At 71.5% G+C, this 14,493-nt stretch carries 15 protein-coding genes; 8 read left to right on the top strand and 7 right to left on the bottom strand.

Annotation, left to right across the window (positions count from 1 at the left end):
* Both ABZY31_RS13195 and ABZY31_RS13190 read left to right on the top strand, forming a co-directional pair.
* On the top strand, nt 1-1,776 hold a 1,776-nt coding region (locus ABZY31_RS13195; RefSeq protein ID WP_356408668.1), incomplete at its 5' end, for an ATP-binding protein.
* 114 nt (nt 1,777-1,890) lie between these two features.
* A complete protein-coding gene (locus tag ABZY31_RS13190; RefSeq protein ID WP_356408665.1) occupies nt 1,891-4,275 on the top strand; it encodes a SpoIIE family protein phosphatase in 2,385 nt (794 codons plus the stop codon).
* A 102-nt stretch (nt 4,276-4,377) separates the two neighbouring features.
* Here ABZY31_RS13190 and ABZY31_RS13185 read toward each other — a convergent pair whose 3' ends face one another.
* The 4 genes from ABZY31_RS13185 to ABZY31_RS13170 form a co-directional block, all read right to left on the bottom strand.
* The gene (locus tag ABZY31_RS13185) at nt 4,378-4,809 is read right to left on the bottom strand and encodes a hypothetical protein (protein ID WP_356408662.1); all 432 of its coding nucleotides are present in this window, start codon (nt 4,807-4,809) and stop codon (nt 4,378-4,380) included.
* Nucleotides 4,810-4,926: 117 nt separating this feature from the next.
* On the bottom strand, nt 4,927-5,721 hold the full coding sequence (locus ABZY31_RS13180; protein WP_356408659.1) for a DUF4239 domain-containing protein: 795 nt from the start codon (nt 5,719-5,721) through the stop codon (nt 4,927-4,929).
* A 55-nt stretch (nt 5,722-5,776) separates the two neighbouring features.
* Nucleotides 5,777-6,211, bottom strand: coding sequence for a VOC family protein (locus ABZY31_RS13175; protein WP_356408676.1), 435 nt, complete (start codon nt 6,209-6,211; stop codon nt 5,777-5,779).
* Nucleotides 6,212-6,321: 110 nt separating this feature from the next.
* Nucleotides 6,322-7,539, bottom strand: coding sequence for an FAD-dependent monooxygenase (locus tag ABZY31_RS13170; protein ID WP_356408657.1), 1,218 nt, complete (start codon nt 7,537-7,539; stop codon nt 6,322-6,324).
* A gap of 89 nt (nt 7,540-7,628) precedes the next feature.
* Between ABZY31_RS13170 and ABZY31_RS13165 the strand changes: the two genes are divergently transcribed.
* The 5 genes from ABZY31_RS13165 to ABZY31_RS13145 all read left to right on the top strand — a co-directional run bounded on the left by ABZY31_RS13165 (nt 7,629) and on the right by ABZY31_RS13145 (nt 11,006).
* Nucleotides 7,629-8,243, top strand: a complete 615-nt coding sequence (locus tag ABZY31_RS13165; protein ID WP_356408654.1) for a TetR family transcriptional regulator — start codon at nt 7,629-7,631, stop codon at nt 8,241-8,243.
* 184 nt (nt 8,244-8,427) lie between these two features.
* Complete coding sequence (locus ABZY31_RS13160) at nt 8,428-8,907, top strand: ricin-type beta-trefoil lectin domain protein (protein ID WP_356408652.1); 480 nt, start codon at nt 8,428-8,430, stop codon at nt 8,905-8,907.
* 315 nt (nt 8,908-9,222) lie between these two features.
* On the top strand, nt 9,223-9,357 hold the full coding sequence (locus ABZY31_RS13155; protein ID WP_356408649.1) for a hypothetical protein: 135 nt from the start codon (nt 9,223-9,225) through the stop codon (nt 9,355-9,357).
* A gap of 238 nt (nt 9,358-9,595) precedes the next feature.
* Complete coding sequence (locus ABZY31_RS13150; protein ID WP_356408647.1) at nt 9,596-10,078, top strand: hypothetical protein; 483 nt, start codon at nt 9,596-9,598, stop codon at nt 10,076-10,078.
* A 106-nt stretch (nt 10,079-10,184) separates the two neighbouring features.
* On the top strand, nt 10,185-11,006 hold the full coding sequence (locus tag ABZY31_RS13145) for a DUF2785 domain-containing protein (RefSeq protein WP_356408645.1): 822 nt from the start codon (nt 10,185-10,187) through the stop codon (nt 11,004-11,006).
* 146 nt (nt 11,007-11,152) lie between these two features.
* Here the strand turns inward: ABZY31_RS13145 and ABZY31_RS13140 are convergent, their stop codons facing one another.
* Both ABZY31_RS13140 and ABZY31_RS13135 read right to left on the bottom strand, forming a co-directional pair.
* Entirely contained in the window at nt 11,153-11,566 is a 414-nt protein-coding gene (locus ABZY31_RS13140) for a hypothetical protein (RefSeq protein WP_356408642.1), read from the bottom strand.
* Nucleotides 11,567-11,662: 96 nt separating this feature from the next.
* Nucleotides 11,663-12,478 (bottom strand): TIGR04222 domain-containing membrane protein, encoded by an 816-nt coding sequence (locus ABZY31_RS13135; protein WP_356408640.1) that lies wholly within the window; start codon nt 12,476-12,478, stop codon nt 11,663-11,665.
* A 195-nt stretch (nt 12,479-12,673) separates the two neighbouring features.
* On the opposite strand from ABZY31_RS13135, the gene ABZY31_RS13130 reads away from it, so the two are divergent.
* Nucleotides 12,674-13,297 (top strand): hypothetical protein, encoded by a 624-nt coding sequence (locus ABZY31_RS13130; protein WP_356408637.1) that lies wholly within the window; start codon nt 12,674-12,676, stop codon nt 13,295-13,297.
* A gap of 56 nt (nt 13,298-13,353) precedes the next feature.
* On the opposite strand, the gene ABZY31_RS13125 is transcribed toward ABZY31_RS13130, so the two are convergent.
* A complete protein-coding gene (locus ABZY31_RS13125; protein ID WP_356408636.1) occupies nt 13,354-14,493 on the bottom strand; it encodes a helix-turn-helix domain-containing protein in 1,140 nt (379 codons plus the stop codon).

Genomic DNA, 14,493 nt, shown 5'->3' with positions numbered 1-14,493 from the left:
GAGATCGAGCAGGCACGGCAGGAACTGGAGGACCGCGCGCAGCAGTTGTCGCTGGCCTCGAAGTACAAGTCCGAGTTCCTGGCCAACATGAGCCACGAGCTGCGCACCCCGCTCAACAGCCTGCTCATCCTCGCCCAGCTCCTGGCGCAGAACCCCACGCGCAACCTGACCGCCAAGCAGGTCGAGTACGCCGGGATCATCCACTCGGCAGGCTCCGACCTGCTCCAGCTGATCAACGACATCCTCGACCTGTCCAAGGTCGAGGCCGGAAAGATGGACATCAACCCGGAGCGGGTCTCGCTCCAGCGGCTGCTCAACTACGTGGAAGCCTCCTTCAGGCCCCTCACCAGCCAGAAGGGACTCGAATTCGACATCGAGACCTCACCCGGCGTGCCGGTGGACCTGCTGACGGACGACGCGCGGCTCCAGCAGATCCTGCGCAACCTGCTCTCCAACGCGGTGAAGTTCACCGAACAGGGCCGGGTGAGGGTCCGTATCGAACCGGCGGACAGCGCGGAACTGCCCCCCGAGCTGGCCCAGGCCGGCTCCGTGGTGGCCTTCCGGGTCATCGACACCGGCATCGGGATCGCCGAAGAGCAGCTGGAAGCGATCTTCGCGGCTTTCCAGCAGGCCGACGGGACCACCAGCCGCAAGTACGGCGGCACCGGCCTCGGCCTGTCGATCACCAGGGAGATCGCCCGGCTCCTCGGCGGTGCCGTCACCGCGCGCAGCGTGCCCGGGGAAGGTTCCACGTTCACCCTGTACCTCCCTGTGTCCCGCCCCGACGCCACGGAGCAGGACGCAGGCCTTCTCGTCCTGGAGCCGGCCGCCGTCACGGCGACGGCCGAGGAGCGTGAGGACACGAGGCCGCAGGCTGCCCGGTCCCGGCGCCCCCGGCGCCTGCTGGTCATCGAACAGCGCAGCAACGGCCTCCTCAGCCTCGTCGCCGAAAGCGCGGCCGCGGACCTGGCCGCCGGGCGCGTCTCCTCGCGACCTGATGAGGAGATCGAGGTCGTCACCGCCCTCAGCGCCGCCGAGGCGGCCGACGTCCTGGCCCAGTCGACCTTCCACTGCGTGGTCCTCGAACTGGACGCCGACGGGGAGGCGTTGCGCTTCCTGCGGGCCCTGGCGGGCGACACCGCCCTCGCGTCCCTGCCGGTCCTCGCCCACGACAACCGCCGGATGACCCTCGCGCAGCAGGAGGAGGTCGCCCAGCGGACCGCCGCCCAGCCGCTGGAAGTCCTCGCCAGCCTGGACGAACTCCGCGAGCGCATCGCCCTGCACCTCTCCGCCGACCGTCCCGGGGACGTCCTGCCGCTGGTGCGCTCCGACGGCGACCTCGCCGTCCCCGAGCACTCCGTCGTCGACACCAGCCTCGCGGGCCGTTCCGTCCTGGTCGTCGACGACGACCCGCGCAACCTGTACGCGATCAGCGGCATCCTGGAACTGCACGGCATGCGGGTCATCCACGCCGAGAACGGCCGCAAGGGCATCGAGACCCTGACCAGCACGCCGGGCATCGACCTGATCCTGATGGACGTGATGATGCCGGAACTGGACGGCTACGGGGCGACCGCCGAGATCAGGCGCATGCCCCAGTACGCGGACCTGCCCATCATCTCCGTCACCGCCAAGGCCATGCCGGGGGACCGCGAGAAGAGCCTGGCTTCCGGGTCGAGCGATTACGTCACCAAGCCCGTGGACGCCGATGACCTCATCACTCGGCTGCGCCGCTGGCTGCCGCCGCACGAAGGCTCCGGTACCGCTCGTGCCTGACTTCCGCAGCGTCCACGTCGCCCTTACCGAGAAAGCCGCCCGACGGTGAACACCAATCCCACAGAACCCGCAGCGTCCCGGCCGGAAGGCCGCAGACCGCACGGCACACCGGCGGTGCCGCCCACCACCGCCCCGGCACGCCGCCCCGGCCCCGGCGCCGAGCCGGCGTCCTCCACCGCGCAGGAGGCGGGACGCCTGGCCGCCACGGTGGAACGGCTCCGTCAAGAGGCCATCGAAGCCCAGTCCGCCGCCGACGGACGGGCCCTGATCGAGATGGCCAAGGGCATCCTCGTAGGGCGTCTGGGGTGCGGGCCCGCCGAGGCGTCCCGGCAGTTGGCCAAGCTCGCCGAGCAGTCCGGCGTGACCCTCCTCGAACTGGCCGTCGACGTCATCAACCAGGCCGCCCGCGACCGTGTCAGCGACATCGCGCAGCAGTTCCTCAACGCAGCGGTCGACGAGCCGGCCGAGGGCAGCGACACACACGCCGTACGGCTGCGGGCCGCCGAGAGCGGCGTACTGGCGGCCACCGACGCCCAGGCCGTCGCCACCTCCGTGTGGGAGAACGCGCTGCGCCCGCTGGGCGCCTTCGCCGTCGCGATCTGGGTCGCCGCGTCCGACGCGTCCCTCACCCTCGTCGGCCAGTGCGGCTTCACCGAGGAGGACGCCTCCCGCTGGCGCTACGTGCCGCCCGAGGTGACCACCTGCGCCCGCCTCGCACTGACCGCGCGCGACACGGCGGTCGTCGCCGACCTCTCCGAAGCCGGCATCCCCACCATCGGCCGGCGCCAGCACCCCGAGGGCGGACGCATCATGCTGCCGGCGGGCACCGGCGGCCGCATCCACGGCGTGCTGGAGATCGCCTGGCCGAACGACGTCCCCCCGCAGTCCCCCCACCTGCTGCGCCAGCTCGAAGCACTGGCCGAACTGTGCGCGTACACCATCGACGAACAGCGGCCGCACGCCGAGGACCCCGGGGCTCTGCTCCTGCCCGCGGTCGCGGAGCTCACCGAGCTGGCCGACCATCTGTACGATCCGGCCCTCGTGCTCACTCCCAGCCTCGACAGCGAAGGGCACTTGGCCGACTTCCACATCCACCACACCAACGACCGCTTCATCGACCCCGCGGGCCGCTCCCGCTCGATGGTCACCGGCAGCCGCTTCCTGGAGGCATACCCCGCGGCAGCCGACAGCGGCCTCTTCGAGAGCCTGGAACGGACCTACGCCACCGGGGAAGCCTGCCAGATGCGGCACACGACCCTGACGGCCTTCGTCGGGGACGTACCGCTCACCACCGTTGCCGACGTCAGCATCACCCGCCACGGCACGGCCCTCTTCCTGATCTGGAAGATCGAGGACGAAACGGCGCGACTCGCCAACCTGCTGCAGCACGCGCAGCGACTCGGCCGTGTCGGCGGCTTCGAGCAGAACATGACCACCGGCGAAATCAGCTGGAACGGCCAGCTGTTCAGCCTCTTCGGCCTGCCGGCCACGGCGTCGCCCGTACCCCTCGAAGACCTGGCCTCCTACGCCCACCCGCACGACATGAACTCCATCGGCCGGTTCCTGCGCACGCTCCTGCACCGGCTGCGCGAATCCTCGGTCGATTTCCGCCTGCAGCGCTCCGACGGCATCACGCGCCACATCCGCATGGTCGCGGAACCCGTCCTGGACGACCAAGGGCGGCTGCGCGCGGTCCGGGGCGCCTGCCAGGACGTCTCATCCCAGCACTGGACCGAGGTCGCCCTCGCCGCCACCCGCGACCAACTCGCCGACACCGAAGCCGAATCGGCCGACCGCAGCAGGCTCACCCTGCAACTCCAACAGGTCATCATGCCGCCCGCTCCGGCGCCCATGGAGGTCCCGGGCATCCGCATCGCGGTCCGCTACCGCCCCGCGGAAACCGAGTCCCTCGTCGGAGGAGACTGGTACGACTCGGTGGTCCTGCCCGATGGCAAGATCCTCCTCAGCGTCGGTGACGTCGCCGGCCATGGCATCCCGGCAGCGACAGGCATGGTCATCCTGCGCAACGCGCTCCGCGGCCTCGCCGTCACCGGAGCAGGCCCCGCGCAACTGCTGGCCTGGCTCAACACCATCGCCTTCCACCTCACCAGCGACCTCACCGCCACCGCTGTCTGCGGCATCTTCGACCCGGAGAACCGCTCCCTGCGCTGGGCCCGCGCCGGCCACCTGCCCCCCGTACTCATCCGCGGCGCCCAGGCCCAGAGCTTCCCCATGCCCTCCGGACTGCTCCTCGGAGCACTGCCCGACACGGCCTTCACGGAAGAAGAGGTGCAGCTCGAAGCCGAGGACATCCTCCTCATGTACACGGACGGCCTCGTGGAGCGCAGGGACATCGCCGTCACGGAATCGCTGGCCCAACTGCTCACCATCGCCTCCCGGACCGCGGACTCGCTGGAGAAGCGCCTCGACAACCTGCTGACCTACAGCGCGTCCGACACGGACGACGACACGTGCCTCATCGGAATCCAGGTGCACTGACCGCCGCCCCGGCGCGGTATCAAGGCCGGCAGATGGTGCAGCAGTTCCTTCGGCGCCCGGGTGCCACAGGCACCCGGGCCCCTCGACGTGTTCCCCAGCGCATCAACCGGGGCCGGCTGACTGGGCGGTGATCTGGGCCAGCGTGTCCCGGATCCGGCGGACGGCGTCCTCGGCTTCTGCGTATTCCTCGGGGCTCGGGAGGACGGTTCCGAAGGTGCCTCCCCGGTCGGCGGGCAGGGCGCGCCAGCGCAGGACCGGTTCGAGGGCGTCGATGGCGCCGGAGAGGAACCACGCCAGGCGGCCGTGGGTACGAGCGAGGGAGACCGCCAGGACGGCAAGCGCTTCCCGCAGCTGACCGAGCCGGTCGATCGCCGGCAGCGACTCCTGGACGTCCGGCGGGCCGACGGCGTCGCGCAGGCCGGTCTCGGCCTGCAGCGCGAGAGCGCTTTCGCTCGGCGCCAGTGCCCACATCTGATCGCGTACTTGCTGCTCGGCCTCCTCGGCCAGCATGGCGACGATCCTGCGCATGTCCATGCCGCTCACCCTAATGAATGAGGCCACGGACGGCAGCCTCACCGGTGCGGCACGGCGTCCGAGGCGCCGGCGGCCACGAGTCCCACCGCCTACGCTACGGACGCCGCCGAGGCGACCTCAGCCCGCAGCCCAGAACTGCGCCAGTGCCGCCTCCTTGTACGGCGCCGGACTCACGCTCAGGTCCCCCGCGAAGGGCCGGTCCAGCGCCACCACGAGGAGCAGGCTGAACCCGATGAGCCCGGCCACCGCCGACACGAACAGCAACTGCATCTTCATGCTGCGCAGCCCGAACAGGAAGGTGAGCGGGACCGTCACGAGCGCGCCCCCGTACACCAGTACCTGGAGCAGGACCGGCAGCGACGTCTCCGCCATCGAGACGCGCGCCCGGCGCTGCGAGGCGACGTCGTTGAGGCGGGTGACCGCCTCGGTGTAGAAGGTCTCGGCCCGGGCGCCCTTCGGCTCGTACGCCTGGAGGGCCTCGTACAGCCTGTGCGTCTGCGAGCCGGTGGCCTCGTAACTCGGCCGGCCCTCGCGCATCAGCGGCCACTGCACCTCGACGACGGCGTGCACGTACGCGCCGACCGCCCCGTTCACCCTCGCGCGGTCGGCCGGCGGGAAGGCATCGGCGCTGCGCACGACGAGGGCCAGGTCGGTGGCCTCGTTGGCGACGATGTTCTCGGTGTTCTCCAGTTGCGTCCAGAGGGTGACGACGACGAAGGCGAGGATGATGCCGTAGATCGCGCCGAACATGCCGAGCGCGACGCCGACCATCTCGTTGTGCTCCCCCCGCGCCAGGTGCGGGAAGCGGCGGCGTGCTGCCAGGCTGCCGGCCATGGCGAGGGCGGTGAGGCCGCCCACCACGAGGACGGCGATGAGGAACGTACTGAGGTGATTGAGCAACCAGAGGATCATGCGCTGCTCAACGAGCACCCACCCGCCGGGAAGCTCCGCGCAGGCCGGGGTGGGTTCAGTCGATACAGAATTCGTTGCCTTCGATGTCCAGCATGGGGATGCACGACTCGTTCTCCCCGTCGGCGTACAGCGTTTGCACGTGCGTGGCGCCGAGCGCGACCAGGCGCGCGCACTCGGCTTCGAGTGCGGCGAGGCGTTCGGCCCCCACGAGCCCCGTGCCGACCCGGACATCGAGATGCACCCGGTTCTTGACGGTCTTGCCTTCGGGGATGCGCTGGAAGTACAGACGTGGCCCCGCGCCGGAGGGGTCACTGCACGCGAACCACGCATCCCGCTTCTCAGGAGGGAGGGTGCGGTTGAAATCGTCCCAGGTCGCGAACCCCTCCGGTGGCGGCGGTGCGACGTACCCCAACACCTCGCACCAGAAGCGGGCGAGGCGCTCGGGTTCCGCGCAGTCGAAGGTGACCTGGAACTTCTTGACGGCTGACATGGATGACATCACCGCACCGTAGCAAGGGGACTTGGGACGCTGCCGCCCGTTTCGGCCGGGCGTATCGGCCCTCCCGGCATGTCCAGCAGATGCAATACGGCAAGCCGCCTTCAGCCTCGGCGGTCCGGGAGGCGGAAGCCGTTGAAGAGGTCGTCCATGCCGCGCAGGGCCAGACGGGCGGGCGTGGTGCGCACCGCCATGTCGCGGGCGGCCACCGCGAGCGGGTTGCGGAGGGCGCCCAGGCGGCCGACCCGGCGGGCGCGGACGCGCACGGCGTCGGTGCGGCCGAGGCGTGCGGCCGTGTAGGCGGCGAGGGCGGCGGGAAGGGAGCACCCGTTGTCCCCACTATCTCTGCTGTCCCCGCTGTCCTGGACGTCTCCGCCGGGGAGCAGGTGGGCGAGGACCACCGCGTCCTCGATGGCCTGGCAGCCGCCCTGTCCGAGGTTCGGGGCCATGGCGTGCGCGGCGTCGCCGATCCAGGCGATCCGGCCGCGGTGCAGGCTGGGCAGCGGGGCGGCCAGGTCATAGAGGTCGTTCTGCATTACCTGGCCGGCGTCGAGACGCTCGACGCGGTCCAGCAGGGCCGGAATCGGGTCGTGCCACGAGCCGAAGCGCTGCCGCAGTTCGGCGCGGGCGTCGGCTGAGCGGGTCCCGGCCGGGACGACCGCGGTGGCGTAGAGGTAGAAACGGCCGTCGGAGAGCGGGGTCACCCCGAAGCGCTCGCCCCGCCCCCAGGTCTCGCTCATCTCCGGTATCCGCAGGTCCGGCGCGGCCACGATGGTCCGCCAGGCGGTTTCGCCGATGTAGTGCAGGCCGGGGTGAGCGGGAAAGTGGGCGCGGCGCAGCGGGCTGTGGATGCCGTCGGCGGCGACCACCAGATCGGCGGTGAGGTCTTCGCCCGCCGCCGTACGGACGGTCGGGCGGCCCGTGGCGTCCTCGACGGCGGTCACGGTGGTGCCGTAGCGAAGGGACTCCGGCGGGAGGGCGGCGGCCAGGGCCGCGGTGAAGGCCGGGCGCGGCACGGCGATCGGGGGCATGCCGTAACGCGCAGCCATGTCCACGGTACCGGCCCGGGTCAGCCACCGGCCGTCGGAGCGGCGTACGCCCATGGTCGCGGGCACGGCGTTCCCGGCGGCGCGGGCGGCGTCCACGCCGATGGCCTCGAGTGCGCGCAAGGCGTTGGGGGCCAGGCCGATGCCGGCGCCGGTGCAAGGGAGTTCGGGCGCGCGCTCGCAGACGGTGACGCGCCAGCCGCGGCGGTGGAGTGCGATGGCGGCCGTGAGGCCTCCGATACCGGCCCCGGCCACCACCGCATGACGTTTCGGCATGGAACACATCTCCGTTCGGTTCGGAATTCGTGCGTCCTCTACAGCTGTAGAGCCGCCAGGGCCTCACTCTACAGCTGTAGAGTGAGGGCATGTCCAGCCCCGACCGCCGCACCCTCATCGCGGACACCGCGATCGCCACCGTGGCCACGTCCGGCCTGCGCGGGCTCACGCACCGCGCGATCGACGCCGCGGCGGGGCTGCCCGCGGGCAGCACCTCGTACTACTTCCGCACGCGGACGGCCCTGATCGGGGCCTGTTACGCGCGCATCGCGGAATTGGACCTGGAAGACTTCGACGCGGGGCAGCCGGCCCCCTCCGCCACGGGGCGGCCCGCTTCGCGGGAGGAGGCGGCGGCCGCGATCGGGGCACTGCTGCACCGCTGGCTGACCACCGGCCGCGAGCGGCAGCTGGCCCGTTACGAGCTGAGCATCGAGGCCGCGCGCACGCCGGAACTGGGGACGGCCCTGCATCAGGCGGGCCTGATGGCCCGCGGCCGTGCGGCCGCCGCACTCGCGGCACTGGGCGCCGCCCGGCCGGCCGAAGCCGCCGAACTGCTGGTCGCCTGGACCGAAGGCGTGCTCTACGACCGCCTCGTGGGTGCGATGGCCCGTACGCGGCCCGCACCCGACCCGGCGGAGCTCACGTCGGTCGCCCGCCGGATGCTGGACGCCGTACTGGCCGGCTCCAGTGGGTCGCCGGAGTGAACACCTGCCGCGGCCTGTCGGGTCATCACATGTGCCGGCTCATTGGGATGAACGTGCTGCGCAGAAACCGTTGGCCAATCCTTGGGTGGTGCTACCAATTGGCGCGCGTCCGGAACCGCGTGGGGAAGCCATCTCGCGCTCGGGCGTGAATCCCACTTCTCCCGCAAGAACGGATTTCGCCCCCATGACCATCGCCTTCCGCAAGACGCTCGCCCTCACGATGTTGGCCCTGGCCGCCTTCCTCCTGCCCACCGCCGGAGCGCAGGCCGCGACCACCACCGCCCCGGCGCTGCGCGCACCCGGTCTCTACTGCCTCGCCAACGCCTGGAACACCCCGAAGATCTCCACGAAGCCGTGCGACCCGAAGGACCAGGGCCAGCACTGGACCCTCTCGGGCCACCAGATCGCCCTGTCCAATGCTCCCGCCTACTGTCTCGCCAACACGTGGAACGCCCCGGACGTCTCGGTGAAGCCGTGCGACCCGAAGGACCAGGGGCAGTACTGGAACGTCTCCGGTCAGCAGGTCAGCCTCGCCTACGCTCCGGCCTATTGCTTCGCCAACACGTGGAACTCTTCGGGCGTCTCGGTGAAGCCGTGTGACCCGAAGGACCCGGGCCAGCACTGGGTTCTCTTCAAGGACCAGCTCAGCCTCGCCGCCGCCTGACCCTCACCCCAGACGCCGTCCGTGCCGGATCGGCAAGCCGACTGGACCAGCGGTCCAGGCCGTCAGCGGCACGGACCCGAGCGGGGCCGCCCCGGCGACCCCGCGGGGCGTCGTCTTCACGCCCTTCATGGGTGGCGGGGGGCCGGCTCCTGCCCTCGATCAACGGGATCAAGGTGGACGTGGAGCTGATCCGCGGACAGAACTGCGCGGGCGGTGTGTTCGTCGGCGGAGTCACCAGCAGCACCGCGAAGGCGATCGCCCGTGCCGCCGCCAGCGCGGTCGGTGGGGGCTACTGCCACAGTGGCCGGACCACCGGTGAGCAGCGATTCGCCCGATCTGGGCTTCACCGTGCGCGGACACGTCATCGCCGGCGGCGACACCACCAGCTTCGCCGCATCGTGGGACACCGTCTCCTCCGAGTTCGGTGGCGTCAGCATCGTCACCGGCTGAGCGGTCATGCCGACGGGCGGCGCGGGCAACTCCGTGCCGCCCGTCGGCGTATCCGGATCCGGGTATCAGGCCAGCGGGATCGACTTCGCGTCATGTCCCCGCCTCGTGCTCGGAAGCTCTGGAAAAGTGCCCGTTTGTCACGCAAGCTTCCGGCAACCGGCGGCACGGAGCCGCCCGTTGGAGACACGTCACGCCATTCTTGGGGGGAATCATGAAGAAGCCCGGCATTCTTGCCGTGATGGCACTGGCACTCGTGGCCACACTGAGCCCTGTCGCGACCGCGCAGGCGGCACCGGCTCCGAGTGGGCCCAGCGTGGTCGGAGCACCGACCGCCGGCGAACGCACAGGCACCACAAGCGCCCCCGTCGTCAGCAGGACCCGTACCGGCAGCGCGGCCTGCGACGTCAGCTTCACCGGGAACGGTCCTGCCGCCGCAGTGGTCCTGTGCGGATCCATCGTCCGGCGCTTGGACTGGCCGGACGGCCGGTACGAGTTCGTGGTCATCGGGAGCGACCGCCAGATCTGGCACAGCTATCAGTTCGGCGCGAACAGCTCGTGGTCCACCTGGGGCACCCTCGGCAACAGCAGCAACGTGCAGGCCGGCGTCTGGGCCTGGTTCTCCGGCGGGAATCCCACGGTGCAGGTGCTCGGGGGCAACGGCGGCTACTGGTGCAACACGTTCAACGGCAACGGCACGTGGACCAACTGGTACGGCTGCTAGCGTGTGGGCGCATCGATGAAAGTGCCTGCGAGGTGCAGTCCGGCGAGCAGACGGTCGCCGGGATAATACGACGGCCTCCGCGACCGGGCGCGGTAGGGTCCGGGCCATGAAGATCGACTGGGACGACCTCTGCGCCACCGGCTTCGGCGTCCCGTCGGGCGTGGGTCTCGACGAACTCACGGTGCAACTGGCGGATTGCCTGCGCGAGCGGGACCCGGAGGTGCGCGACGGCGCGCCGTACGTGGTGCTGCGGACCTGGATCGCGCGTGATGTCATCGCCGGTGCACCGCGGCTGCGGCTGGGCGACGAGATGGCGCGCCGGTTCACCGACAGCGAGGTCCAGGCCCGTACGTTCGCCCCGCTGGTCCTTGACATGATCGTCACGCGGGGCGACTTCCGGCAGCCCTGGCTCGACGCCTTCGCGGCCTGGTTCCCCGCGGAGACCGACCTGCGCGCCCACGATCCGAAGCTGGGCTGGCTGCACGCCGTCGCGCACGGGTCGGACCTACTGGGAACCTTCGGCACCCACCCGGACGTCGACCCCGGGTCCATGCTCGCCCTCGCGGCCGGGCGCATGCTCGCCCGCCACGACCAGGTCTGGGACCAGCAGGAGGACGACCGGCTCGCCGGTGCGATCGCCAGGGTCTTGACGCGACCGGAACTGAGCGCCGATGCGGCGACCGCCTGGCTCGACCCGGTCGCTGCCGACTTCGGGGCGATCGGTCCCGGACCGAAGCCCGCGTACGCGACCAACACGATGCGCACGCTGCGCATGCTCTACCTGCTCCTCGACCTCGGCGCGCCCCTGGTGTCGCGCGGCCCCAAGCGGCCGGTCCCGCACGCCGAGCCGCTGAAGGCCCGCCTGGCGTCCGTCCTCGACCAGGTCTTCGGACACCAGCCGATCAAGGACTTCCCGCCTGCGGTGTGATCGCGAGCCTGCCGACCAGGAAAACGGAACGCGGGCGGGCCGGCATCACGGTACGTTCGTCCATACGGGGTGCGGCCCTGGCCAACAGGGCCGCGACGGGGGCCGCACCCCGACATGCGAAACGTCGACCCTTGGCCGGGCCCCCGTTACTCGACCCGGGGGAGGGACGGGGAGGAGTCACTGTCCCCGGTCTCCAGCGCGCGCAGGATGCCGTCGACCGCGGATTCCTCCCACCCCATGTAATCCGTCTCCAGAAGCAGGGCGCCGTGGTGGTCGCGGAGCGTCCGGGCGATCTCTCCCAGCTCCCGGGCCTGGCGGGGGGAGATCCGTACGGGCGGCCGGTCGTAGCCGAACGTCGAGCGTGCGATGTGTGCGAGCGTCTCCGGGGTGCAGTCTTCCGGGAGCGCCAGGGGCACGCCCTCCTCGATCAGCCGGCAGGCGGCGGCCGCGGTGGTGTAGACGGGAGACAGCCGTTCTGCGAAGCGGGGGTTCCAGGAGTACCAGTCCCCGGCGTCGTCGCGCCAGAACCGCCCGGCCGGTGATGTCTGTTCGGCTGTCACGTGTGCTGATCCTCCTGGTAGTTCAGTTCTGGCGAAACGGTATCTGTAGCGCCGCGAGAGTGGTACGTCTTCCGCCGAAAGTGCTCACGCGACCACCTAAAGACCACCGAGGCCGGGGCCCCCGTCGGGCTGGAAGGTGGAGGCAGGCTCGCGACGCAGCAGGCGGCTCAGGTCGGCCGGCATGCCCTCGGTGGACGTGCCCTCGCGGGCCACGCGTCGCAGGACCTCCCCGTGGGACCCGTCCGCCGTCGAAGGGGCGCGCTGTTCCTCGATGAGGGGCGCGCCCTCGGGGGTCGGGCCGTCGGGTTCCGGCCCCTTGAAGCAGGTGAAGACCAGGGCCGGTACGGCGAACCAGGTGACGACCGCCGCAGGTTGGCCGGGTGCCCAGTGGCCGGAGACGTCCGCGATGATCGCCGCGGACATCCCGAGCGTGGTCGGCGTCAGCAGCAGGACCATGGCCAGGATCGCGCCCCAGGTCTCCGCCCGCTTGCGCAGGACGGGATGGCGGATCAGACCGTCCCGGGCGAGGATCTCACCGACCCGGCGGACGGCGAGGCTGTGTTTGGTCCGTTTCTCCGCCCGTCGGGGCGACAGCGGCCGCCGGAAGCGTCCCGGGTCCCGGCAGGCGGACAGGGCGGCCGCTTCCACCGGATGCGGGGCCCCGGCGGGCCCGGCGAGGACGATCCGGTCCTCCTGCACGGTGATCCGCCCCGCGAGGTGCAGGGCCGCCAGCGCGGTCTGCGCCGTGCGTCTGCGTCCGCCGCACAGGTAGGCGTACGCGTAGACGTCCAGCCGCGGCGGCGGGTCGGGCACCACACCCCGGAAGACGCGCAGCCTCCGCCGGAGCACCCCTTGCACGAGGAGCCCCGCGCCCAGCAGGATCCACATGCCCGCGGTCAGTCCGATCCACATGAGCCCACCCCCGCCCTCAGTGTCCGCCCGCTCGGCCGCGCCGCCAAGAGCGGTCAACTGCGCGGCGGCGCAGGAGACCTGCCCGTCGCGGGCCGCTTCGCCGAAGGCCCGTATGAGAGACTCGGCGCCACCTGCCTGTCATGGACCGGACATCCGGGTACCCGTGCGGCGCACAAGGAGAGGGGCTACGGCGCCATGAATCGGTTATCAGCCAGCAAGAAGGTGGGCCGGGCGAGCCTCGCGCTCGGTGTGGCCTTCGCATCGACCGTGCTCTGCGCCACGGTGAGTACGGCCGCGCCCGCGAGGGGCGTCACGGGTGTGGACTCCGTGGCGAGTGCCGGGGACCAACGCGCTTGTCCCGTCGCGTATTTCGATCTGGGCGAGACCCTCGTGCACACGGCCGAGGACGGCAGCATCGCCTATCGGTCCGGAGCGGCCTCATATCTGCGCGCCCTGCGCGAGCGCCACATCAGAATCGGCTTGATCACCAACGTTCCGCCCTCCTGGGGCGCGACCGACGCGGAGCGTGCCGCCCGGCTCAAGAAGGAAGTCGACGCCACGTGGAAGGGACCCGAGCCCTTCGCCTGGCAGGACTTCGGCGACCGGATCCTCACTCCCCGCACCGACGCGGAGCGCAAACCGGCCCCCGCTCTCTGGCAGCGCGCCAGGGCCGAGTCGGGGCCCTGCCGGCTCGTCTACCAGGCGGAAACGGCCGAGGAGGTCAAGGTCGCGGCCTCGCTGGGCTTCGTGCCGTACCAGGTCGGACAGCCCCGCCGCCCGGCGTTCCTCCCGGTCGGGCTGGTCCAACTGCTCGGGTAGCCGGCGGCTTCGCGGAGAACGCGCCCCAGACGGTGAACGGTCCGTGGACGTACGGGTCAGCTGCCCCGAAGTCCGACCGCCAGTGTCAGTTCCAGGACCCGGTGCGGCGATGCGAGGTCCGGGAACAGCTCGCGCAGCTGCGCCATCCGGTACCGGACCGTCTGGGGATGGACGAACAGCGCCGCCGCCACCTCGTCCCGCCTGCCCTGGTGCAGCAGCCACGCCCGCAGCGTCTCCTCAAGCCGCCGTGCGGTCGCGACGGACACGGTCCGCAGCGGTGCGAGGGCCCGGGCCCGCAGGTCCGCGAACGCGTCCGCGTCGGCGCTCAGCACCAGCTCGGGCAGGTGGTCCTCGGTGTCGCGGATGTCGGGGGAGAGGGAGCGCGCGCGTACGGCTCGTGCGTGGGAGGCGGACGCACGGGTCCACGGCCGGGCCGGGCCGACCACGGCGGCGCGGTCGGTCAGCTGCCGCAGCAGATGTGATCGGTCGGCATCGGGGACGAGCAGCACGCCGGAGGCGTCCGGCAGATCGTCGAGGACGAGGGTGCTCGGGTCGAGCGCGCGGTACGCGGGGCGGGCCTGGTCGCCGGGCAGCAGGACCGCGGTCAGTGAAACGGGAGGCTGCCACCCGGCCCGTTGCGCAGAGGCCAGCAGTACGTCCGGGCTCGCGCCGGCGAGGAGGTCGCGGGCCAGGTGTTCCAGGTGGCGCTCGTGGGCCCGGCCCCGGGCGGCCAGTTCGTCGGCGTGGCCGGCGGCGCTCGCGGCCGAGAGCTCGTCGATGTAGGCGAAGGTCAGCTCGGCGAACTTGGCGACCTCGGCCGCGGGCAGTCCCGCGGGTACGGCGCCCGCCGCCAGGCAGCGCCAGGCCACACGGGCGCCGACGCGGTAGGCGCTGAGCAGGGCGTCCATCGAACGGCCGTCGCGCACTTCGCCGCGGCCGAGCTCGTACGCCGCGTCGCCGCCGTCGCCGCCCGTCGCGTTCCCGCTCGCGAGGTCCAGGTAGTGCCCCAGGGCGGTGCGGACGGCTCGGCGGATGGTGCCGCCCATGCGGCCCGAAAGGGCGTTGGCATAGGACGGGACCTCGTCGATGATCGCCTCGACGACTTCGTCGGCAGTGGTCTTCAGCGCGGCCCGAAGTACTGTGACCGTCGTCTCATCCAGGGCCAGCTCGGTGGCCCTCCGGATCGCGTTGCTCAT

It is taken from the genome of Streptomyces sp. NPDC006529 (assembly GCF_040611795.1).
Classification (GTDB): Bacteria; Actinomycetota; Actinomycetes; order Streptomycetales; family Streptomycetaceae; genus Streptomyces.
This window is presented reverse-complemented; position numbering and strand designations above follow the sequence as displayed.

Coding starts and splice junctions, on each gene's coding strand:
- ABZY31_RS13185 (WP_356408662.1), bottom strand. CDS start 4,809: ATGGACATGCGCAGGATCGTCGCCATGCTGGCCGAGGAGGCCGAGCAG.
- ABZY31_RS13180 (WP_356408659.1), bottom strand. CDS start 5,721: ATGATCCTCTGGTTGCTCAATCACCTCAGTACGTTCCTCATCGCCGTC.
- ABZY31_RS13175 (WP_356408676.1), bottom strand. CDS start 6,211: ATGTCAGCCGTCAAGAAGTTCCAGGTCACCTTCGACTGCGCGGAACCC.
- ABZY31_RS13170 (WP_356408657.1), bottom strand. CDS start 7,539: ATGCCGAAACGTCATGCGGTGGTGGCCGGGGCCGGTATCGGAGGCCTC.
- ABZY31_RS13165 (WP_356408654.1), top strand. CDS start 7,629: ATGTCCAGCCCCGACCGCCGCACCCTCATCGCGGACACCGCGATCGCC.
- ABZY31_RS13160 (WP_356408652.1), top strand. CDS start 8,428: ATGACCATCGCCTTCCGCAAGACGCTCGCCCTCACGATGTTGGCCCTG.
- ABZY31_RS13150 (WP_356408647.1), top strand. CDS start 9,596: ATGGCACTGGCACTCGTGGCCACACTGAGCCCTGTCGCGACCGCGCAG.
- ABZY31_RS13145 (WP_356408645.1), top strand. CDS start 10,185: ATGAAGATCGACTGGGACGACCTCTGCGCCACCGGCTTCGGCGTCCCG.
- ABZY31_RS13135 (WP_356408640.1), bottom strand. CDS start 12,478: ATGTGGATCGGACTGACCGCGGGCATGTGGATCCTGCTGGGCGCGGGG.
- ABZY31_RS13130 (WP_356408637.1), top strand. CDS start 12,674: ATGAATCGGTTATCAGCCAGCAAGAAGGTGGGCCGGGCGAGCCTCGCG.
- ABZY31_RS13125 (WP_356408636.1), bottom strand. CDS start 14,493: ATGAGCAACGCGATCCGGAGGGCCACCGAGCTGGCCCTGGATGAGACG.